This window comes from Dorea hominis (assembly GCF_014287705.1).
GTDB classification, from domain to species: domain Bacteria; phylum Bacillota; class Clostridia; order Lachnospirales; family Lachnospiraceae; genus Dorea_D; species Dorea_D hominis.
On record NZ_JACOOY010000013.1, the window covers coordinates 63,232 to 84,287 of the forward strand.

20 protein-coding genes, 2 tRNA genes, 1 pseudogene and 1 riboswitch are annotated in these 21,056 nt (G+C 40.5%); of the genes and pseudogenes, 2 read left to right on the top strand and 21 right to left on the bottom strand.

Annotated features, from left to right (window positions below; all coding sequences use genetic code 11):
• Positions 1 to 27: 27 nt before the first annotated feature.
• From thiE to H8S07_RS10530, 11 genes are all read right to left on the bottom strand, one after another.
• On the bottom strand, positions 28 to 669 hold the full coding sequence (gene thiE, locus H8S07_RS10480) for a thiamine phosphate synthase (protein WP_117536829.1): 642 nt from the start codon (positions 667 to 669) through the stop codon (positions 28 to 30).
• On the bottom strand, positions 656 to 1,477 hold the full coding sequence (gene thiM / locus H8S07_RS10485) for a hydroxyethylthiazole kinase (protein WP_186855973.1): 822 nt from the start codon (positions 1,475 to 1,477) through the stop codon (positions 656 to 658). The genes thiE and thiM overlap by 14 nt, the downstream gene beginning before the upstream one ends.
• A gap of 50 nt (positions 1,478 to 1,527) precedes the next feature.
• Entirely contained in the window at positions 1,528 to 2,643 is a 1,116-nt protein-coding gene (locus tag H8S07_RS10490) for a 4-hydroxybutyrate dehydrogenase (protein WP_118519503.1), read from the bottom strand.
• Between the two features lie 93 nt (positions 2,644 to 2,736).
• Positions 2,737 to 3,441 carry an energy-coupled thiamine transporter ThiT gene (locus H8S07_RS10495; RefSeq protein WP_186855974.1) on the bottom strand — a complete coding sequence of 235 codons (705 nt, stop codon included), beginning with the start codon at positions 3,439 to 3,441 and terminating at the stop codon, positions 2,737 to 2,739.
• Between the two features lie 43 nt (positions 3,442 to 3,484).
• A riboswitch (TPP riboswitch) is annotated at positions 3,485 to 3,590 on the bottom strand.
• 228 nt (positions 3,591 to 3,818) lie between these two features.
• Positions 3,819 to 3,892: transfer RNA gene (locus H8S07_RS10500), tRNA-Pro, on the bottom strand.
• Between the two features lie 55 nt (positions 3,893 to 3,947).
• A tRNA-Gln gene (locus H8S07_RS10505) sits at positions 3,948 to 4,018 on the bottom strand.
• A 334-nt stretch (positions 4,019 to 4,352) separates the two neighbouring features.
• Positions 4,353 to 5,291, bottom strand: a complete 939-nt coding sequence (locus H8S07_RS10510; RefSeq protein ID WP_186855975.1) for a nucleotidyltransferase family protein — start codon at positions 5,289 to 5,291, stop codon at positions 4,353 to 4,355.
• A 171-nt stretch (positions 5,292 to 5,462) separates the two neighbouring features.
• Positions 5,463 to 7,304 carry a glutamine--fructose-6-phosphate transaminase (isomerizing) gene (gene glmS, locus H8S07_RS10515; protein ID WP_186855976.1) on the bottom strand — a complete coding sequence of 614 codons (1,842 nt, stop codon included), beginning with the start codon at positions 7,302 to 7,304 and terminating at the stop codon, positions 5,463 to 5,465.
• 79 nt (positions 7,305 to 7,383) lie between these two features.
• Complete coding sequence (gene glmM, locus H8S07_RS10520) at positions 7,384 to 8,769, bottom strand: phosphoglucosamine mutase (RefSeq protein WP_117536833.1); 1,386 nt, start codon at positions 8,767 to 8,769, stop codon at positions 7,384 to 7,386.
• Positions 8,770 to 8,904: 135 nt separating this feature from the next.
• Complete coding sequence (locus tag H8S07_RS10525) at positions 8,905 to 10,227, bottom strand: hypothetical protein (protein ID WP_186855977.1); 1,323 nt, start codon at positions 10,225 to 10,227, stop codon at positions 8,905 to 8,907.
• 80 nt (positions 10,228 to 10,307) lie between these two features.
• On the bottom strand, positions 10,308 to 11,033 hold the full coding sequence (locus tag H8S07_RS10530; RefSeq protein WP_186855978.1) for a hypothetical protein: 726 nt from the start codon (positions 11,031 to 11,033) through the stop codon (positions 10,308 to 10,310).
• A gap of 441 nt (positions 11,034 to 11,474) precedes the next feature.
• Between H8S07_RS10530 and H8S07_RS10535 the strand changes: the two genes are divergently transcribed.
• Both H8S07_RS10535 and H8S07_RS10540 read left to right on the top strand, forming a co-directional pair.
• Positions 11,475 to 13,151 (top strand): alpha-glucosidase, encoded by a 1,677-nt coding sequence (locus H8S07_RS10535; RefSeq protein ID WP_186855979.1) that lies wholly within the window; start codon positions 11,475 to 11,477, stop codon positions 13,149 to 13,151.
• A 155-nt stretch (positions 13,152 to 13,306) separates the two neighbouring features.
• Positions 13,307 to 14,785: a nucleotide sugar dehydrogenase gene (locus H8S07_RS10540; protein WP_186855980.1), complete on the top strand. Its 1,479-nt coding sequence runs from the start codon at positions 13,307 to 13,309 to the stop codon at positions 14,783 to 14,785.
• A gap of 115 nt (positions 14,786 to 14,900) precedes the next feature.
• Here the strand turns inward: H8S07_RS10540 and gloA2 are convergent, their stop codons facing one another.
• The 10 genes and pseudogenes from gloA2 to H8S07_RS10585 form a co-directional block, all read right to left on the bottom strand.
• Positions 14,901 to 15,278: an SMU1112c/YaeR family gloxylase I-like metalloprotein gene (gloA2, locus tag H8S07_RS10545; RefSeq protein WP_118659505.1), complete on the bottom strand. Its 378-nt coding sequence runs from the start codon at positions 15,276 to 15,278 to the stop codon at positions 14,901 to 14,903.
• Positions 15,279 to 15,301: 23 nt separating this feature from the next.
• Positions 15,302 to 15,448 carry a thioester domain-containing protein gene (locus tag H8S07_RS15030; RefSeq protein ID WP_408640169.1) on the bottom strand — a complete coding sequence of 49 codons (147 nt, stop codon included), beginning with the start codon at positions 15,446 to 15,448 and terminating at the stop codon, positions 15,302 to 15,304.
• A 77-nt stretch (positions 15,449 to 15,525) separates the two neighbouring features.
• On the bottom strand, positions 15,526 to 16,545 hold the full coding sequence (gene rfbB / locus H8S07_RS10550; protein ID WP_186855981.1) for a dTDP-glucose 4,6-dehydratase: 1,020 nt from the start codon (positions 16,543 to 16,545) through the stop codon (positions 15,526 to 15,528).
• Positions 16,546 to 16,561: 16 nt separating this feature from the next.
• Entirely contained in the window at positions 16,562 to 17,287 is a 726-nt protein-coding gene (locus tag H8S07_RS10555; RefSeq protein ID WP_186855982.1) for a hypothetical protein, read from the bottom strand.
• 68 nt (positions 17,288 to 17,355) lie between these two features.
• Positions 17,356 to 17,643, bottom strand: a complete 288-nt coding sequence (locus H8S07_RS10560; protein ID WP_243176014.1) for a VanZ family protein — start codon at positions 17,641 to 17,643, stop codon at positions 17,356 to 17,358.
• Positions 17,630 to 18,247: pseudogene (locus H8S07_RS10565) on the bottom strand (hypothetical protein); the annotation flags it as partial. The pseudogene H8S07_RS10565 and the gene H8S07_RS10560, both read right to left, overlap by 14 nt.
• A 21-nt stretch (positions 18,248 to 18,268) precedes the next feature.
• A complete protein-coding gene (locus tag H8S07_RS10570; protein ID WP_186855983.1) occupies positions 18,269 to 18,739 on the bottom strand; it encodes a hypothetical protein in 471 nt (156 codons plus the stop codon).
• Between the two features lie 144 nt (positions 18,740 to 18,883).
• Positions 18,884 to 19,498, bottom strand: a complete 615-nt coding sequence (locus H8S07_RS10575) for a VanZ family protein (RefSeq protein WP_330598558.1) — start codon at positions 19,496 to 19,498, stop codon at positions 18,884 to 18,886.
• A 3-nt stretch (positions 19,499 to 19,501) separates the two neighbouring features.
• On the bottom strand, positions 19,502 to 20,404 hold the full coding sequence (locus H8S07_RS10580; protein ID WP_118659499.1) for a sugar phosphate nucleotidyltransferase: 903 nt from the start codon (positions 20,402 to 20,404) through the stop codon (positions 19,502 to 19,504).
• Positions 20,405 to 20,459: 55 nt separating this feature from the next.
• Positions 20,460 to 21,056, bottom strand: a 597-nt coding sequence (locus H8S07_RS10585) for a Coenzyme F420 hydrogenase/dehydrogenase, beta subunit C-terminal domain (protein ID WP_186855984.1), incomplete at its 5' end; no start/stop codon positions are given.

Genomic DNA, 21,056 nt, shown 5'->3' on the forward strand with positions numbered 1-21,056 from the left:
ATCGAACTTCTTTATGCATAACTTCTCTTAATTTCTCAACATATTCTGAGTGCGTTCGCGCAGTTCTTTTGTTGCAGCTTCAATATCTTTCTGTCCGAAAATCGCACTGATCACTGCGATTCCGCAAATACCGCTGCCGGCAAGGTCTTTTACATTGTCTTTTGTAATTCCACCAATGGCAATAACCGGAATATCCACTGCTTCACAGATTGCTTTCAGCACATTATGATCCACTTCTACCGCATCTGCCTTAGAACCTGTCGGAAATACCGCACCAACGCCAAGGTAATCTGCGCCATGTTCCTGCGCACGGAGTGCCTGCTCAACCGTCTGCGCAGAAACACCGATGATCTTATCCGCTCCAAGTTTTGCACGCACATCTCCGGCTTCCATATCACTCTGTCCGACATGCACACCGTCTGCCTCAATTTCTGCCGCAATCTCTACATTATCATTGATCACAAACGGCACTTTATATTCTCTGCAAAGTTTCTGGATTTCCTTCGCCTCTTCTAAGAAATGCGCTGTATCCAGTTCTTTTTCACGCAGCTGGATAAATGTAGCTCCACCTTTCAGCGCTTTCTCCACCTGTTCATATAATGTTTCTTCTCCAAGCCAGTGACGGTCTGTCACCGCATATAAAAGTAAATCTTTCTTATCGCAGTTCATATTTTGCACCTTCTTCCAGTGTTTTTGCGTCCATATTGTAAATCGCATCGATAATACGGTTTCTGTATGTAGAATTGCCGTCTCCGTCCTGCATCCGTGAAAATCCGATCTCACCGGCAAGTCCCATCACACATACTGCTGCCGCTGCCGCCTCCAGCATATGCTCCGGATTTGCAGTAATATATGCAGTCATCATTCCGGATAACTGGCAGCCAGTTCCTGTAATCTTACCCATTTCCGGGCGTCCATTACGAATCACATAGCAGGATTTTCCATCACTCACCAGATCAATCGCCCCTGTAATCGCAACAACACAGTTTGCTTTCTCCGCAAATGCCTTTGCAAATGCAACTGCTTCATCCAGATTCTCTTCTGTCACTGCATCTGCAACATCAGCATCTACGCCTTTTGTTGTACCACTGCCGGATGCCAGGGTTTTGATCTCGGAAATATTTCCACGGATCACAGAAAACGGAATTTCTTCCATCAGAGAAACGGCTGTGTTCGTGCGCAGTGCACTTGCTCCCGCTCCTACCGGATCCAGCAGAATTGCATGTCCAAGTTCTGCCGCTTTCTTTCCAGCCAGCTTCATGCCTTCGATACTTCTTATATTTAATGTACCGATATTGATATTCAATCCTCCACAGATGGAAGTAATATCTTCCACATCCTGCGGCTCGTCAGACATGATCGGACTTCCGCCACATGCCAGCAATACATTTGCCACATCATTTACGGTTACATAATTTGTGATATTGTGAACCAGAGGGGTTGTCTCTCTGACTTTATTTAACATTTCTCCAAGCATAATTCTCCTCCTGATGTTTGAATATACTATTCTATACTTTCGTACACTATCTAGTACAGTTCTCTGTAAACTGCCTCCATCTGCTCAATGGTAGGCTTCACATAGCTCTGATTTAAAAGTCTCTGCTGACTTGCGTCTACACTTACGGCAAATGAATGGATTTCTTCTTCCTTCATGCCATATTCTCTTAATTTTTTACGACTGATAATCTGGTCTAATAATTCCTGCAGTTTTTCATAGACAACCGCTTCATCACATTCCATCATTTTTGCAAGAAACGCATTCAGACGAATGATTTTGCCGGTCGGATTCATTTTCTGATAAGCAGCAAATACGGCAGTCAGAAACTGATAATTTGCCTCTCCGTGTGCGACATGATACATTCCGCTCAGCGGATAGGACATGGCATGCACCATTCCGGTTCCAGCATTGCCAAATGCAACACCTGCCAGATTACTTGCCACAAGAAAATCTTCCAGCAGCTCCATCCGGTATTCTTTTCCATGAGCGATAATCTCACGGAATCCATGCACGATCATCTCCATTGCTTTCTCGCTGAACATCTCCGTGTAGAGGTTCGCTTTTGGTGATACAAAAGATTCAATCGCATGGATAAATGCATCGATCGCGCTGGTTGCGAAGAACTCATATGGAAGCTCACGCAAAAGTTCCGGGATCAGCACTGCCTCATCTGCATAAATCTCGTCTACGGCGAGTCCTAATTTGCTGTGGATCGAAGTAATCTCTGTAATGGAGACATTGGACACTTCCGATCCTGCGCCACAGGTTGTCGGCACTGCAAGAAGTGTGCGCACTTTGCGAAGCGGTACTTCTTTCCGATAATAGCTCTCTGCTTTCGCTTCCCCGTCCAGTACAAGAATCTTCGCCATATCAATGACAGCTCCACCGCCGATAGCAATGATTCTCTTATAATCTCCCTGACGGAAATCCTCAAGCAGTGCATCGATCATTACATCTGTCGGCTCACCGCTGCCATATTTGCTCTTGTATTCTACATGTGCTTTCAGATTCAGCGGTGCAAAACAGGTCTCGTAAATCCGTTTTGTCGCGAGAATGAAATCATCCGCTCCGATGTTGTATGCTTCCACGAAGCTTTTCACATCATCATATTTCTCGATCACTGATTTCTGCTGAAATAATTTCATGACTGTTATCCTCCTGTTGTTTTTCTTCTTTTTAAGCTTATTCTTAGCCTTCCTCCGTAAGCTCCAACTTGCTTTTACCTGCCGTTAAGCTTACTACGCCGTCGCAATCCGCTTAATCTGCGCAAGTGCTTTCTTTACTGCCGGGATAGAAATAACGAGCACAGTCAGTACACCTTCTGCAAGCAGATAACTATAGTTATACACAATCGGATATACACTCTTCAATGCCTGTGGAAAATTTTCCGGCATATAACTCATCCAATATAGATAGCCACCCAACGCATGAAATGCTCCTCTTGCAAGAACTGCGGCAATATATCCTTTGAGCAGTCCATTGGAACTCTTCGCAAAAAAGCCGGCAACTCCAAGTGCTGCAAAAGCAAGAATATAATCACAGCATACCTGGAAGAAAGAAAGTACATATGGCTCCTGGATAAACTGTAAGATTCCATAAGTTAAACCTACTAAAATACCCGTCTGTACACCGTACCAGTTTGCAACCAGTACAATAAATAACATACTGCACAACGTGACACTTCCGCCCCATGGCAGAGAAAAGATTTTCAAATAAGAAGTCACCACTGCAAGCGCAATTGCCATTGCACAAAATACAAGCTGATTGGTTCCCACCGCTATGCCGATACCTTTCTTTGCTTTACTTCCATTTTCATTCACATTCTGCGTACCTTTCCGCGCAAACACTGATCCAAGCAGGAACAAAATAACTCCCACCACAATACAAGTTACATATCCGGCAGTCGTCAGACCACCTTCACTGTTTACTAACATTTGAAACACAAAAAAATCCTCCTGTATCTTCGACTGAAGACGAAGGAGGGTTCTGTAATATCTAATACATCCCTACGATGGCATTATCCATATCAGGTTCCGGGTCGAAGTTTCTAAACTTCCTCTCAGCCTATACATAAGCTCCCCTTGTCATCACTCTTTTACTCGTTAATTCATCTACTGTAACTATACTGGATAGTTACAGTCTTAACACAGTTAATGATACTCGCCCCACCAACAGATGTCAAGAAATTGCAATTATAAATCATGCAAGTATGACGCATTTTTCCCATCACCATAAGCTACAGAACTTACCACCGGCAAATTTCTCCGGATGCCATAGCAAAAAAAAATCTCAAAGCAATAAGCTTTGAGATTCATCTTAATCGGAGTGACAGGATTTGAACCTGCGACCTCTACGTCCCGAACGTAGCGCTCTACCAAGCTGAGCCACACTCCGGCATGTCAACCGAATGTTTCAAACATTCAAAACACTCGGCGCCCCTGCCAAGGAACTACGGATAGAGGACTCGAACCTCTACTAACAGAGTCAGAGTCTGCTGTGCTGCCATTACACCAATCCGCATTACGTAGTTCTCTGTTACGTTCGTTGTTTATCTTTTGTATTTCATCAGCGAACAAATATTATTATATCAGCAAATCCAAAAATTGCAACCCCTTTTTTTAATTTTTTTCAACTTTTTTGTATTTTCTTGTCGAGCGTCTTTGAAAATGCCCATTTTACACGGGTTTGCGATGGTTTGCAAATTTACAATTTTTTCGTTTCTATATTATTATACCGTTGATGTAATTGTATTTTCTCATAAAACGCTCCAACATTACAATAACTTCATAAAATCAAGAAAGACTGTTATAGCATGCACACATGCTATAACAGTCTTTCTTATTTCTGATAATTCTTACTTCAAGTCCTCAAACAGTTTCTCAGCGTATACGCCGTCTTCGATCAGTTTGGCAAATGATTTTACAACACAGTCTTTGTCTTCTTTGTATGTTACGCCAAACCATTTGTCATGAGAGTCAAGCACTTTTACAGATACTTTGTCAGCCTGTAATAGTTCATCAATATAAATCGGCAAAAGATATTCTGCTTTCAGGATATCTTTGTCTCCCATTGTCTCAAAAAACTCTTTGAATCCATCTTCCAACACACCAATAAACTCCGGTGTCAGTCCCCACATATTCATAGATACATAAGATTCCGGATCGATGGCTCTTAATCCGTCTTCTGTATCGGCTGCTGCACCGTCTACTGTCTTCACAATGTTATGTGTCTCATGAACCGCTGTCAGATAGCCTTTCTCATTCAGTTCACACACACCTCTGGTAACAGATCCATTCTCACTTAATGTGTTCTTCAGGATGAAACCTGCCATGCAGAATGCATTCGCCTTCTCCGGTGTGTAATCTACGAGGAAATCATGAAGCTTAGTAAATGCTTCCTTTCCATAGTAATCATCTGCGTTGATAACTGCAAATGGCTCTTTTAAAACATCTTTGCACGCAAGAACTGCCTGTCCGGTTCCCCACGGTTTCGTACGTCCGGCCGGAAGTTCGATTCCTTCCGGAAGTGCATCCAGTTCCTGGTATGCATATGCAATCTCTACATCCAGATCCGCACAGATCTTCTCAATACGATCTCCGATTGCTTCCTTAAATGCTTCCTTAATGTCCTTACGGATAATAAAGACAATCTTATTAAATCCTGCTTCGATTGCATCATGAATGGAATAATCCATGATGATCTCCCCATGCAGTCCGACCGGTGCCAGCTGTTTGATTCCGCCGCCAAAACGGGATCCGATTCCGGCAGCCATAATAACTAATGTCGTTTTCATTTGTACCTCTCCTTATTCCAGCATCTCTCAAACCCGCCATTGGCAGTTTCCTTTAGATGCTATATCGCTCAATATTGCGATAATATTATAGCATTTTCATCACAATATTGAGCGTCCTTTTTTATTAATATTCTCTTAATATTTTCTAAACGACCGCATTTTGCAGGAAGATTACTCTACTGTAACACTCTTCGCAAGGTTTCTCGGCTTATCTACATCCAGACCTCTTGCAACGCTGACATAATAACCAAGGAGCTGTAACGGGATGACTGCCAGTGATGTTGCAAATAACGGATCTGTCTTTGGAATATATACCGTAAAGTCTGCTGTATCTTCAATATTATACTGTCCAAAGTTTGTAAGTCCCATAAGGTAAGCGCCACGACTCTTGCACTCAACCATGTTAGAAACTGTCTTCTCATAGAGATCCGGCTGTGTCAGAACACCGACAACAAGAATGCCGTCTTCAATCAGAGAAATCGTTCCATGCTTCAATTCACCTGCAGCGTATGCCTCAGAATGAATATAGCTGATCTCCTTCATCTTCAAACTTCCTTCCAGGCAGATTGCATAGTCAATACCACGACCTACGAAAAATACATCTCTTGCATTTGCCTGTTTGGATGCAAACCATTGGATTCTCTCTTTGTCTTCAATAATCTTCTCAATCTTCTCCGGTAAGGTTTGCATTTCCTTGATCAGACCGCTATAACGTGCTTCGTCAATCTCGCCTCTTACTTTGGCAAACTGGATTGCCAGTGCATAACCTGCAATTAACTGTGTGCTGTATGCTTTTGTTGTTGCAACGGAAATCTCCGGTCCAGCCAGTGTGTAGAATACATTATCTGCTTCTCTTGCAATGGAAGAACCTACTACATTTACAATTGCAAGTGTGCGCACACCTCTTGCTTTGGACTCACGAAGTGCCGCCAGCGTATCTGCTGTCTCACCGGACTGGCTGATCAGTACAACCAGGTCCTTCTCATCCAGTAACGGATTGCGATAACGGAATTCGGATGCCAGCTCTACACGCACTGGAATTCTTGCAAGATCTTCCATTACATACTGTGTTGCAACTCCAACATGATATGCAGAACCACATGCTACAATGTGAATCTGACGAATATCTTTGATCTCTTCTTCTGACAGACCAACCTCTGACAAATCAATCTTGCCATCTGTCGTAAGAACAGAGTTAATGGTATCTCCTACAACTTTTGGCTGTTCATGAATCTCTTTGATCATGAAATGTTCATAACCGCCTTTTTCAGCGGCTTCTGCATCCCAGTTAATTTCCTTTGGTTCAATCTCAATCTCTTCTCCGTCCAGATTATAGAAAGTGATCTCCCCTTTCTTTACACGCGCCATCTCCAGGTTTCCAATATAATATACATTTCTTGTATATTTCAAAATAGCCGGTACATCAGATCCGATATATGATGCTCCGTCAGCAACTCCGAGAACCATCGGACTGTCTTTTCTGGCCACATAAATCTCTTCCGGATAATCTTTAAACAAAACTGCCAGCGCATAAGAACCTCGGATGCGGACGATTGCGTGATTCATCGCATCAACCGGTGTTCCTTCATATTTCTTATAGTAGTAATCGATCAGTTTTACCGCTACTTCTGTATCTGTATTGGAATAGAATGTATATCCTTTTCTTAACAGTTTTTCCTTTAATTCCTGATAATTTTCAATGATACCGTTGTGAACAGCAACTACATTGCCATCATCACTCTTATGCGGATGTGCATTGTTCTCAGACGGCTCCCCATGTGTTGCCCATCTTGTATGGCCGATTCCACATGTTCCCGGGACAGCGGCACCATTATCTGTCTTCTCAGCCAGAATCTTCAGACGTCCTTTTGCCTTAACAATCTCAGCATCGCCATTTGCATCACGGACAGCAATTCCGGCCGAATCATAACCACGGTATTCCAGCTTGGACAGTCCATCCAACAAAATCGGTGCTGCCTGATTATTTCCTACATATCCTACAATTCCACACATATTTCTTAATACTCCTATCTTTCCTGTCAGATCATACGACCTTATCATCTATCTACATTTTCTGATTCTGAGAGCCAGGCTATCTTGTCTTCTCTTTTTCATTAATCACATTCACTACATCATCCACATATTTCTGGCAGATGTCGTGTGTCTCAGCCTCTACCATTACACGTATCAGTGGCTCTGTACCAGATTCACGGACAAGGATTCTTCCTGTATCACCCAGCTCGTCTGCAACTTTCTGTACTGCTGCCTGCACATCCGGGTCTGCCTGTGCAACAGCTTTATCCTGTACACGTACATTCACAAGCACCTGTGGATAAATGTGTAAATCTTCTGTCAGCTGGCTCATTGTCTTCTTTCTTGCCATCATAACTTCCATCATTTTCAGACTGGTTAAAATACCATCACCTGTTGATGCATATTTTGAGAAAATAATGTGACCGGACTGCTCTCCACCAATTCGGCAGCCATTCTTCTGCATATATTCATATACATATTTATCTCCGACAGCAGTCTTCGCATAACCGATACCCTGCTCATCAAATGCTTTGTAAAGTCCGAAGTTAGACATAACTGTTGTAACAACTGTATTTGTCACCAGTTTTCCGCGCTCTTTCATATATCTTCCATATACGTAAAGAATCGCATCTCCGTCTACGACCTGCCCTTTTTCATCCACACAGAGACAGCGGTCAGCATCTCCGTCATAAGCGAATCCAACATCCATGCCTTCTTCTACCACGTACTTCTGCAGTCCTTCAATGTGTGTAGACCCTGCATTGTTATTGATATTTGTTCCATTCGGATCCGCATTGATCACGTAAGTCTTTGCTCCCAGTGCGTCAAATACAGATTTGGCAATATTCCATGAACTTCCATTCGCACAATCTAATGCAACTTTGACACCCTTGAACGAATACATTCCAAGAGAAATCAGATATCCGACATAACGGTTCCTTCCTGATACATAATCTACAGTACGACCAATCTTCTCTTTGTGTGCATACGGAACTTCTGAATATTTCTCTCCAAATAATTCTACTTCTCCGTCCAGATATGCTTCGATCAGGCTGATTGTTCCTTCATCCATCTTCTCACCATTACCATTAATCAGCTTAATTCCATTGTCATAATATGGATTATGACTTGCGGAAATCATAATACCACAGTCAAACTCATCTACTCTTGCTACATAAGCTACAGACGGTGTTGTTGTAACATGAAGCAGGTATGCATCTGCACCGGATGCTACCAGTCCACCGACCAGTGTATATTCAAACATATAGCTGGAACGTCTTGTATCCTTACCAATTACAATTCTAGCCGGAGTGTCATCTCCATTCTGTCTTTTCAGTTCTCCATAATACCAGCCGAGAAAACGCCCAATCTTGTATGCGTGATCTGCTGTCAGGTTCCTATTAGCTTCCCCACGGAAACCATCAGTTCCAAAATACTTACCCATCGTTCTAAAATCCTTTCTACTTTGGTATATTATATTTGGCGTCCGGCAGATCCGGACTTGATTATTATCTCTTTTTATTAATTCCTTAGTTTTGCCTATAATCCTATCTATTATAGCGTAAATTGCCGGAATTTACTAGTCCCTATTGTTTTCTAAGTCATTATCCTCAGTTTTATTCCCCTTATCTTCCAGATTTACAATTCCTGAAATGTTCATAAGCCGTGACATCTTCGCCGCAGTTGCGATACTGTCACGCATTGTCTGTGGTATACGAAGACTTTTCGCAACTTCCGATACCACATCTTTTTGCATGCTCGCAGCTATAGCCGCCGGTCTGACTGCTGCCATTACTTTCTGCTGGCTACGCCGCATATCAGATAATACTTCCGCTATCATCTGCGTACTTTTTGTAACCGGTGAAATTGCATTCAATCTGGCAACATTTTCCACAGCTGCCGGTACTGCTGATATTGCAGACACCGCTGCCTTTGTAGCATTTGTCATAAGCTGAATATTTTCCAATACATCAACAAAACTTCCCAGCATATCTGCCCGGCTCACATCTGTGAAGTTCTGCTTCTGGATCTCTCCAATCGCATGCTTCAGATCCCGGTTCAGGCTTTGTAGTTTTCTGGTTGTCTGCTTATATTCCGCGCCGCTGATCCGTTTCTGATGTGCCACTTTGTTGCGCACCGGATGTACGCCAACAATTTTCTCTTTCCACTTTTTCTGACTTCCAAGTGATTCAAAGTGCCGCTCCCACAGGCTTGTCGGTCGAAGTTCTTCCAGCAACCGGCATAATTCTTCTTTTGATAATTGTTCAAAATCTGCTGTTTTACCAGCCGTCCCATTTGCATTTTCACCGCTGCCTGCGACAACCTCCTCATACACAACTTCTCTTTCTGCAAATAAATATTCTTCCACCGTGGATAAATCCATCTGCTCCAGAGTCTCACTGATCGGCAGATTGCCTCTTGCATTCTTCTTAAGATCTGCCATCATCTCTTCCGGCACGGTCTCTTCCCGCCATGCACTTCCATACGCCTTCGTCACGATCAGAGATACCAACGTGCGAAGCAGCCGCTCAAACTCTGCATATTTAGGATAGAGCCGCTTACAATAGCTTTCCGAAATCCCATCATACACACGAATTGCCGTGTAATACGTCTGCTTCGGCGATTGATAAATGGTATCATCTAATGTCTGCAGTGCGATCACAGCTCTGTTCACTCTGGCTTTTGTACTTAATTCCAGGAAATATTGATCCGCACCACTCTTGCCGGAGATCTCATAAAACACTTCCACATCCTGCAAGCAAATGAAACCTGACATTGGCAAGTTGCCTGACTTCATCTTGCTGTCCTCCACACCCAGCAGCTCAGCGATCTGCTCACACATAGATATCGAATCCTGCGTTTCTTTTTCTATAAAAATATAATTCATCTTCATTTCCGACATAGCAACCTCCTGCTACCATATAAGTAACAAAACCGCCTGTGTATCTTCAAAAACTCTGCGAAATACACAAGCGGAAAACTTTATCCCATATATTCTTTTACAAAATCTACCACTTCCAGATTTTTGTTCCTAATGTTATCATCTTTTTCCATTTCTTCTATACTCATCCAATAATAATGCTTTCCATTTACAACAAAATCCTTTTCCATTTCCTGTTCTGAAAATCTATTAACCTGAAGCTCATATAAACGATGATTATAAATTCTATTTTCACGATGACTTACTGAATATTTTTCCTGCAACTTTGAAGTAATGTATCGACATTTTACTTCTTTCTGATTAAGCTTCAACTCTTTCACTACATTTGCAATAATCGCAGCTTCATCTCCACGTTCCTGCGTTTTATAATTCAAAAACAATTTGCAATCCCATTTTTCATCATAATAAAGTAAAAATCTCTTCATATTATCATTAAATGACTCTTTAATAATTACCAATGAATGATTATGTTGAATCATATCTAAATCCTCTATCTCTTTCATTAAAACTTTATGAGTATATTTATTCCTTCTATATTTATAGAAATCCCATATGATTTTTACTGCATATAAAATACCAATTGTACAAAAAAATACTTTTATTATTTCTCCTGATATTCCAAAAATCTTCTGATATTGCGCTGTCATTACTGACAATAAAAATGAAACACCTGCTATTACTGTATCAATAGTAACTTGATTCCCAATGTATTCTTTCTTTTGTTCAATTAATAATTCTAATTCTTTCTTATCAATTACTAATCTCATTCAATATCCTCATTAAGATACAATAAATATTATCATACCTCTGTATTGTTGTCCAATTTAATTATGTTTCCTGCAACTTTTCAACACTTTCTCTACTTTTCCAAATCACTCAACGCCTCCAGATACCCCACGGTCCAGGCACTCATACTCCTCTAATCGCGTTTGAAAATATCGCGGGTATATACTTTATCCTTCACATAAAATAAAACAGGACTCTATTGTCATCTGGGGTTTGAAAAATCAGTCAAAAACTCACTATGCCATGCCACTTCGGCACATGATTGAGGATGCATTTTCTTACTTAAGGGAGTATAATGAGATTGTTTCTAAAAATCGAAAAGAAAATAATTTTTATTGAAACCACTATTAATCAATGAAGGACGCCAGGAACGGCTTCTCTTTCCACTGATACACACACTTTACAACGAAAGGATTTTTACTATGCAAAAAAAATGGTGGCACAAAAAAACCGCCTATCAGATCTACCCGAAAAGCTTCTGTGACTCCAACGGAGACGGCATCGGCGATCTTCCAGGCATTATCAGCAAGCTCGATTATCTCAAAGACCTCGGTATAGATATTATCTGGCTCTCTCCAATTTACTGCTCTCCACTTGCAGATCAAGGCTATGACATTTCTGATTATTACAATATCGATCCACGTTTCGGTACAATGGATGACATGGATCTATTGATTGCCGAAGCAAAGAAACGTGATATGCACATTTTGATGGATCTCGTCGTCAATCACTGTTCGGATGAGCATGAATGGTTCAAAAAAGCCTGCGAAGATCCGGACGGAGAATATGGAAAATATTTTTACATTGAAGACTGCCCTAATGGAAAACTGCCCTGTAACTGGCGTTCCTACTTTGGTGGCAGTGTGTGGGAGCCACTCCCTGGCCAGCCTGGGAAATATTACCTGCACATGTTCCATAAAAAGCAGCCAGACCTGAACTGGGAAAATCCAAAGCTGCGCGAGGAAATTTATAAAATGATCAACTGGTGGCTTGATAAGGGACTTGCCGGCTTCCGCATCGATGCGATCATTAATATCAAAAAACCGCTTCCGTGGCAGAATTATCCGGCAGACCGCAAAGATGGAATGTGCAGTCCGGACGAAATGCTGAAACACGCAGTCGGTGTGGGTGAATTTTTAGGAGAAATGCGTGACCGCACCTTCCTTCCGCATGGTGCATTTACTGTCGGAGAAATCTTCAATGAAAAAGCGGAAGAGCTTCCGGATTTCATCGGTGACAACGGCTACTTCTCAACGATGTTTGATTTCAATGAGACTATCTTCGGTGCCAGCGCGAAGGGCTGGTATGACCAGACAGTAATCACACCAAATGATTACCGGAGCTGCTGCTTCGCCAGTCAGAAAAAGATTGAAGACTTCGGCATGCTCTCCAATATTATTGAAAATCACGATGAACCGCGCGGCGTTTCTCGCTATATCCCAGAGGGCGAATGCACCAACACTTCCAAAAAGCTGCTTGCCACAATGAATATCATGCTCCGTGGTCTTCCATTTATCTATCAGGGGCAGGAAATTGGTATGGAAAATGTAGAATTTCAGTCGATTGATGAGGTCGATGACATTTCTACACTCGACGAATATCAGGTGGCATTAAATGCCGGTCTGACACCAGACAGCGCCTTAAAGGCAGTAAACCGCATCAGCCGCGATAATGCCAGAACTCCTTACCAGTGGGATGCTTCTGCAAATGCAGGCTTTACAACCGGTACCCCATGGCTCAGGGTAAATTACAATTACAAAAAGATCAATCTGGAAAGTCAGAAAAATGATCCGGATTCTGTTTACCAGTACTACCGTCGTCTGCTTGCACTGCGCAAGGATCCAGCTTATGCTGAAACGATCGTATACGGTGATCTCCTCCCTGTATTTGAGAATCAGGACCGTGTCATGGCTTACTACCGAAAATCTGCTGACCAGACATTGCTCGTGATTGGCAACTATAAAACCCAGCAACAGACTTTGACACTTCCATCAAAGCTCAAACACATCGTGCTGAACAATCTGCCGCAGCTTAAGACCGAGGGCAATGAGATTATGCTGGAAGGCTATCAGGCAGTCATTCTGGAAATGCTTTCATAAAAGCAACAAATATTTTTGTTATTAATAATAGAATTATCTTTTTTCACAGCCCCTAACATTGACACCCTCACACGCTTCTGTTAGCATGAAAATGTTTTGGATTGTAATCATTTCACATTTAAAATGTGATAATTAATAACATCAAGGGAGTAATTATGAAAAAGATCTCTTATAAGAAAATGGCGGATACAATTATTGCCAAAAGAAAAGAGCAAAAACTTACGCAAGCTCAGCTTGCCAAAATGACTGGCATCCACAGAGCTATGGTAAGCCGATTAGAGGGATTAGATTATATTCCTTCCATCGATCAGCTTCAGGCCATTGCCGAAGCACTTGGATTCGAAATAACCGATTTATTTGAGGAGGAAAATTCTATAGTAAATAAACCTGTCCTCAATAAAAAATATAATATCGCTGTTGCCGGTACCGGTTATGTAGGTCTGTCGATTGCAACACTCCTATCCCAGCACAATCACGTAACAGCTGTAGATATTATTCCTGAGAAAGTAGAACTAATCAACAACAGAAAATCACCAATCCAGGATGACTATATTGAAATGTATCTCGCTGAAAAAAAACTGGATCTTACCGCCACACTGAATGGAGAAGAAGCATACAAAAATGCAGACTTTGTAGTAATCGCAGCTCCGACTAACTATGACAGCAAGAAAAATTTCTTCGACTGTTCTGCAGTAGAGGCCGTTATTGAACTTGTATTAAAAGTAAATCCAGATGCAACTATGATCATTAAATCTACTATCCCTGTTGGATATACAGCATCTGTAAGAGCTAAATATAATACAAAAAACATTATTTTCAGCCCTGAGTTCCTACGTGAATCAAAGGCACTCTATGACAACCTGTATCCATCCAGAATCATTGTATCCTGCGATGAGGAATCAAAAGAAAAAGCTGAAATCTTTGCAAAACTTCTTCAGCAAGGAGCAATCAAAGAAAATATTGACACATTATTTATGGGATTCACCGAAGCTGAGGCTGTAAAACTTTTTGCAAATACTTACCTTGCTCTTCGTGTTTCTTATTTCAACGAGCTGGATACTTATGCTGAGACAAAAGGCTTAGATACACAGGAAATCATCAACGGTGTCTGCCTGGATCCACGTATTGGAACACATTACAACAATCCAAGTTTTGGATATGGTGGATACTGCTTGCCCAAAGATACAAAACAGCTTCTGGCAAACTTCAATGATGTTCCACAGGACATGATTTCTGCTATCGTAGAAAGTAATAGAACTAGAAAAAATTTTATTGCTGATCAGGTATTAAATATGGCCGGATATTATGATTATTACAATCGTGGGGATTATGCTCCGGATCAGGAGAAGAATTGCGTTATCGGTGTTTACCGCTTGACTATGAAATCAAATTCTGATAACTTTAGACAGTCTTCTATTCAAGGTGTTATGAAACGAATCAAAGCAAAAGGGGCCACTGTTATCATTTACGAACCAACATTAAAAAATGGAGAAACATTCTTTGGATCACTCGTGGTAAATGATCTAAAAAAATTCAAAAAGAAAAGTCAAGTAATCATCACAAACCGGTACGATTCTCGTCTGGATGATGTACTTGACAAAGTATATACACGTGATATTTTCAAAAGAGATTAATAGATATTATATAATATAGACATTTTACATATTAACAAAACCTGTATTTTCCCAATCGAAAATGCAGGTTTTTGCTCATCTTATTACTTTTCTAATCGTAAGCGCTTAAATTCAATTATTCATGGATTTCTAATGGCAAGCCATCCGGATCATGGAAAAATGTCATTTTCTTTCCAGTATAATCATCTAAACGTACTGGTTCTGTTGCTATTCCTTTTGCGTTAAGCTCCTTAACCGTATCGTCAACACTTTTTACCTTAAATGCCAGATGTCTCAAACCAAGTGCCTCTGGATAATTCACACGGGCCGGAGCATCCTTTATAATAAATAGCTCAATCTCCTGCTCTCCACAAGCTAAATCTATTTTATAATCATCCCGTTCTTTTCGATAATTTTCCCGGATTATTTCAAATCCCAGTAAATCAACATAAAAATGTTTTGATTTATCATAATCGCTTCCTATAATTGCAATATGATGAATTGTGTCAAACATTGATTTATCCTCCTTCGTTTTTCCTATAAGTTTATCACAGTAAGATTTTTATGAAAACACATTATATTCTCTGTTTTTTTCAATTTTTCATCACCTGCCGCCTTCGTTCCATAATAGCAAACCTTAGCCAGCTTTTTCCCATCACTCAGCTTTGCAATATCGTATGTAATTCATTCATGACATCATGACCAAGCTGGCCTGCCACGCCTGTTACAAATACTTTCATTTCTTATCGCTCCTAATATTCTTATCTGTTTCCGTACATTTTTTCGTAGTAGTTCTGATATTCACCGGAAATAATTGTCTCCCACCATTCCTTATTATCTAAATACCACTGGATCGTCTTCTTAATTCCATCTTCAAATTTTGTTTCTGGACGCCAGCCTAATTCGTTGTGAATCTTTGTTGGATCAATGGCATAACGCATATCATGACCTTTACGGTCTGTTACATGAGTAATCAGACTTTCCGGCTTTCCAATTTCTTTACAGATAATCTTTACAATGTCAATATTCTTCATCTCGTTATGACCGCCGACATTGTAAACTTCTCCAACACGTCCGTTATGGATGATTAAGTCTATCGCACGGCAATGATCCTCTACATAGAGCCAATCACGAACATTTAATCCTTCGCCATAAACAGGTAATGGCTTATCTGCTAAAGCATTGGCAATCATTAACGGGATTAACTTCTCTGGAAAATGATATGGTCCATAGTTGTTAGAGCAACGACTAATTGTTACAGGCAGCCCATAAGTTCTGTGGTAAGCAAGAACTAATAAGTCTGCTCCTGCCTTTGAACTACTGTATGGAGAACTTGTATGGATTGGTGTCTCTTCTGTAAAGAATAAGTCCGGTCTGTCTAATGGAAGATCTCCGTAAACTTCATCAGTGCTTACCTGATGGTATCTCTTGATACCATATTTACGGCAGGCATCCATCATAACAGCAGTTCCTTTAATGTTTGTGTCTAAGAAAATCTCAGGATTTTCAATAGAACGGTCTACATGGGATTCTGCAGCAAAGTTCACAACCATATCTGGATGTTCCTCTTCAAATAATTTATAGATTGCTTCTCTGTCACAAATATCAATCTTGCTGAAACGGAAATTAGGATTATCCATTACTGGAGCTAAAGTAGATAAGTTTCCTGCATATGTAAGCTTGTCCACGCATACAATTCTATAATCAGGATATTTATCCAACATATGAAATACAAAGTTACTTCCAATAAATCCGGCTCCGCCGGTTACGATAATTGTCATTCTTCTATCCTCTTTCTTAATACAAATGTTGATGCATTTTCTTCTCTATTGCTTCCGGAACTCTGATGATGCCAAATCGCCATAGTATCGGATAAATATATGAAACTCCTCTAATGTCTCCAAGTGCCTTCGGTTTCTTCACTTCTTCTGAAACCTTCTTACTATTTTCAAATGCCAGCACCACACTACTCCAGGCAAGGCTCTTACTTTTCTCTCTCCGGTCTATCAGCAGCTCTCTGTTATACTCTCCGTTTTTACCGACCTTCAATTTATATCGGAATGGTAATCCTGTTGCCGTTTTAAATGGATACTCCTGAAATGCAATAACAGTCTGCCACAGATTTTCCTCTGATGGTATTTCGTGTAGAAGCCGAACCTGCTCTTGCCGAATCTTATACGTCCGGCATCGCTCCGCATTTAAACTTATCTCTGCTGCATTATAAATTCCCTTAGTGTAGGGCAGATAGGAATGAACCGATGCTCTGGAAAGACCTGTGAATTTCATAATCTCCGGAATCTTTTTTCCTGACTGATGCAGATCATTGATTTCTGTACATCTATCTGATGTGAATACATCTGCAGTAATAAGTAGCTTACGAAGTTTAAGCAGACTAATATTTAACTCATCTGCCAGTGATCTTAAAGAATCTGCTTTTTCATAGGCATCTCTTAACTCTTGAAGAAAATTATTAAATTGAAGTTCTGGATTATATTCTGGTTTCTTTTTTGGTCTTCCTACCATCTTATAACTCCTATTTCCATGTGAATCCAATCAATTTACACCTAAAACAGAGGATTCTTTGCTCCGGACTAATGCTCCGATAGCTGTCCTCTGTTTCTTATTTTATTTTTTCCCTTTCCTTTTCGACAATGTCCCAAATAATAGATAATACCACCTGCTGCTCCACCAAGTGTATTATAGGTCAGATCCGATATTTGAAATGTTCCAAGATGGAATAATAACTGAGTAAATTCTATCATAAAAGAAAATACTGCTACAACTTTTGTGGCTTCCCAAACGGTCTTTCCAAATCTAATATTCTCAGATTCATCAAGTAATTCTTTTTGAAATGCCCACAAACAATTACTTGACATCATAATTTTGATCCTTAATAACCAGTTTATTTCCATATTTAGCAATAGACTTATTATATTCCAGCACTTCATTTTGTGAGAGTTTACTCACTATAAATTTGCCTGTCTCACCTCTGCCATATCCAATAGCCAACGTCGGAGTTGCAACAAATATGATATCCTTTAAACCATCTGCTCTGTCTCTTGTAAAAGATGGAACATCTGATGTAATAAAGGGATTCGTATCGTTCGTCATCAGGAAAACTGGAGCCACTCTTTGCATAAATGCGCTCTCTATAGTTTTCATCTTTCCACTGTCTGACTGCAGATAATCAACAAATGCTTTTATTATTGATGCGTGCTTCATCTGAGCATACGCAGTGACATCATCTTCATATGTTCTATCTGCTTCTGGGATTATTACATTTTTCAGTTCGTCTGTGAATGGTATAAAATCATAAATAGAGTTAAATATTTCGTTACCAGCAATGCTTCTCCAGTTATAAATCATGCAGTATTTCATTAGAGTATTCAATTCGTCTTGAGTCACACTGCTACTTGTCGAAGTGTTTCTATTCGCATACGCCTGCTTTATCTTATTTTCTACTGATTGAATAAATTCTCCCCAATTATTTTCATATGTGTGTGCTCATTCAGTTTCGACAAAGGTCCATCTTGAATTATTAAAATATTCCTTCAGATGTCTTTTTTCATCTTCTGTAAACTCTATTCCAGAAGAATCTTTTATCTCCCATTTATCGAAGTCGTAAAAATATTGATTAAGTAATTCTGGACTATTCAAATTCTTACCATCACATACCACATTAAACTGCAGTATGTCATCGTAAATCTCATGAAGTGCCTCGTCTGGCATATATGGGAACCCTGCTTTAATGTCATGAAACCCGTTTTTTGCCATTATCTCCTTGGTGGAAAAGGATCTTAAAGTCCAATCCGAATTTTCCGGGTTGGATTCACAATAACCCACACTCTTATCAAACAACCAGACTTTCGGATCATTACCGCTATTATGTTTCCACGCTTTCATGTAACATCTTGGAATAAGATGCTGATTCATTGCTACATCACTATGTGTTTTTGGGGCTGGTATAATAGCCATAACCTTTTCCTTCTGACATTCTAGTTTTTCTCACACTTAGCCGATCATAAGATCGTTGCCTGCTGCTCACCACGAAGAGGTGTGTGATTATTACGAGCAATGTAGGGAGCTACCGCTCCCTGTATATCACAATTTCATCCAGTTTTATAGACGCTTTCTTGCCTTCATCAACGCACAGTACATCAATCCGCCTAGCACTCCGCCGACTGTGTTGTAGAAGATGTCCGATAGCTGGAATGTACCCAAGCGAAGCAATAATTGTAGCACCTCAATGCTTATCGAAAAAATGAACGCTACCTTTCCACTATACCACAGTATCTTCTTCCAGCTACTGCCCACTTTCTCTTGAAATGTCCATATAACCATGCTGGTAAACGGCACCATCATGATCACGTTCTCAATGCACTCAGTTGTAAGTTTCTGCTCGCCGTTCACGGTCTCCCAGATGCCCCAGCCACCCATGACATTTGACAAAGGATTTAGCCACAGGTTCCGATTCAGCAGCGTTCGGAACAAGATCATCGATGTCACGAAAACCAGTAAGAACATCTTCCGAAAGAACACGCTCTCTTTAAATTTCTGATACCAAGTCACTATGGCGCTCTTCCATCCTTTGCCTGCTGCGGTAGGTTCATACGCATACAGATAGAAAAACATGGCAAAAAAGGAAAGAAGAAGCGAAAAGCCAAACGGCTCATATAGTGCAGTCAGGATGTTTGTGAGGATCTTCCCGAATAAATCAATCGTTTCTTTCATCATTGTTTAGAGATCACTGAACAAGTCAGCCTTGTACACGCCGTTTTCCAGCATCTTCTTGAAGCTGTCCTTTACAGCTGCGACATCCTCATGATATGTCATACCATACCAAGTGTCATTGGTTCTCAGAACCTTTACAGACATCTTTCCCTGCTCCAGCAGCTCACCGATAAAGATGGGAATCAGATATTCTGCTTTCAGAGGATTACCCGGGACCTCTTTCTTAAAAAACTCCTTAAAGCCATCTTCCAGCACATCCAAAAACTCCGGTGTCAAGCCCCACATATTCATGGAAACAAGAGAATTCACATCAACAGCTACGCCATCTGTTTCTGCCCCAGTTGCGGTCTTTACAATGTTCTTGGTTTCCACAACCTCAGTCAAATTATTCTGCTCATCCATCTTGCAGATGCCACGGGTCACGCCACCGTTATCAGACAGCGTGTTCTTCAGCACAAAGCCAGCCATGCAGGACTTTCCACCATTCACCAGATACTCATGTACGGCTTTGAAACCTTCCTTGCCGTAGTAATCGTCCGCATTGATGACGATAAACGGAGTCTTGATGACCTTCTTCGCTGCAAGCACAGCCTGACCGGTTCCCCACGGCTTTGTGCGACCTGCTGGAAGTTTTCCCGGAATATCGTCAATGTCCTGAAAAGCGTAATCCACAGTTACATTATGAGAAGAGCAAATGGAGGCAATGCGATCACCGATGACCTCTTTGAACTCCTTCTCGATATCCTTGCGGATAATAAATACCACATGATTGAAACCAGCTTCAATCGCATCATGGATTGAATAATCCATAATGATATGTCCAGCATCATCCACTGGCTCCAACTGTTTGATTCCTGTTCCAAAACGGCTACCGATACCGGCAGCCATAATAAGTAATGTTGTGTTCATCACTTTTCCTCCTTTATTATCTAAACTATAGACTTTCTTTTTCTCCCAGCCACTTTTAATGCCTTAACATTGCTTTTAATCTTTGTTTCACAGGTGACAAAACTCTTCTTATTTTTTCAAGCATCTTCATTGATCCGTATTTTTTTAAACAGTACTCGAATCCTTTTTTTTCAATCATCCTTTGGAATTCTTCGTAGTGATATGGTTTAGGTGAAGGACTATTCAAATTCTTCTGATTAATTTCATTTAACGAACACTCTATTATATCAAATTTGTTTTTTAGTGTTTCAAATACTTTTTCCCCCTTTTCGGAATTTATAATAACAGATGATACGCCCAATTTATCCTCAAATGCCTCATTTACATTTTTCAGATTCCAAAAATCTCCAATTGTTATGTCTCCTTGTCGTTCCATACTTGAGAATCTACATGCATAACAAGAATCTCTTAATATATAATTATTGGTAAATAAACGATAAAAATTATCCACCCATATAGGAGCATGGTATATTCGTCCATTTTTAAATTTAATATATATTTCTTGATTTCTCCACCCATACACTTTCTCTCGAAATTTAAGTTCTATTATTTGAGAAGAATACAGCTTTTCTTTTCCCTTTAAAAATGCGTTTAATAATTCACTACTTGGTAC

Excerpts from the sequence above, each read along its gene's own strand:
- H8S07_RS10580 (WP_118659499.1), bottom strand. The coding sequence starts at position 20,404 with ATGAACACAACATTACTTATTATGGCTGCCGGTATCGGTAGCCGTTTT.
- gloA2 (WP_118659505.1), bottom strand. The coding sequence starts at position 15,278 with ATGTTTGACACAATTCATCATATTGCAATTATAGGAAGCGATTATGAT.
- H8S07_RS10535 (WP_186855979.1), top strand. The coding sequence starts at position 11,475 with ATGCAAAAAAAATGGTGGCACAAAAAAACCGCCTATCAGATCTACCCG.
- thiE (WP_117536829.1), bottom strand. The coding sequence starts at position 669 with ATGAACTGCGATAAGAAAGATTTACTTTTATATGCGGTGACAGACCGT.
- glmM (WP_117536833.1), bottom strand. The coding sequence starts at position 8,769 with ATGGGTAAGTATTTTGGAACTGATGGTTTCCGTGGGGAAGCTAATAGG.
- glmS (WP_186855976.1), bottom strand. The coding sequence starts at position 7,304 with ATGTGTGGAATTGTAGGATATGTAGGAAATAATCAGGCAGCACCGATT.
- H8S07_RS10560 (WP_243176014.1), bottom strand. The coding sequence starts at position 17,643 with ATGATGTCAAGTAATTGTTTGTGGGCATTTCAAAAAGAATTACTTGAT.
- H8S07_RS10555 (WP_186855982.1), bottom strand. The coding sequence starts at position 17,287 with ATGGTAGGAAGACCAAAAAAGAAACCAGAATATAATCCAGAACTTCAA.
- H8S07_RS10540 (WP_186855980.1), top strand. The coding sequence starts at position 13,307 with ATGAAAAAGATCTCTTATAAGAAAATGGCGGATACAATTATTGCCAAA.
- rfbB (WP_186855981.1), bottom strand. The coding sequence starts at position 16,545 with ATGACAATTATCGTAACCGGCGGAGCCGGATTTATTGGAAGTAACTTT.
- H8S07_RS10530 (WP_186855978.1), bottom strand. The coding sequence starts at position 11,033 with ATGAGATTAGTAATTGATAAGAAAGAATTAGAATTATTAATTGAACAA.
- H8S07_RS10575 (WP_330598558.1), bottom strand. The coding sequence starts at position 19,498 with ATGATGAAAGAAACGATTGATTTATTCGGGAAGATCCTCACAAACATC.
- H8S07_RS10510 (WP_186855975.1), bottom strand. The coding sequence starts at position 5,291 with ATGAAAACGACATTAGTTATTATGGCTGCCGGAATCGGATCCCGTTTT.
- H8S07_RS10490 (WP_118519503.1), bottom strand. The coding sequence starts at position 2,643 with ATGAAATTATTTCAGCAGAAATCAGTGATCGAGAAATATGATGATGTG.
- H8S07_RS10570 (WP_186855983.1), bottom strand. The coding sequence starts at position 18,739 with ATGGCTATTATACCAGCCCCAAAAACACATAGTGATGTAGCAATGAAT.
- H8S07_RS10525 (WP_186855977.1), bottom strand. The coding sequence starts at position 10,227 with ATGTCGGAAATGAAGATGAATTATATTTTTATAGAAAAAGAAACGCAG.
- thiM (WP_186855973.1), bottom strand. The coding sequence starts at position 1,477 with ATGCTTGGAGAAATGTTAAATAAAGTCAGAGAGACAACCCCTCTGGTT.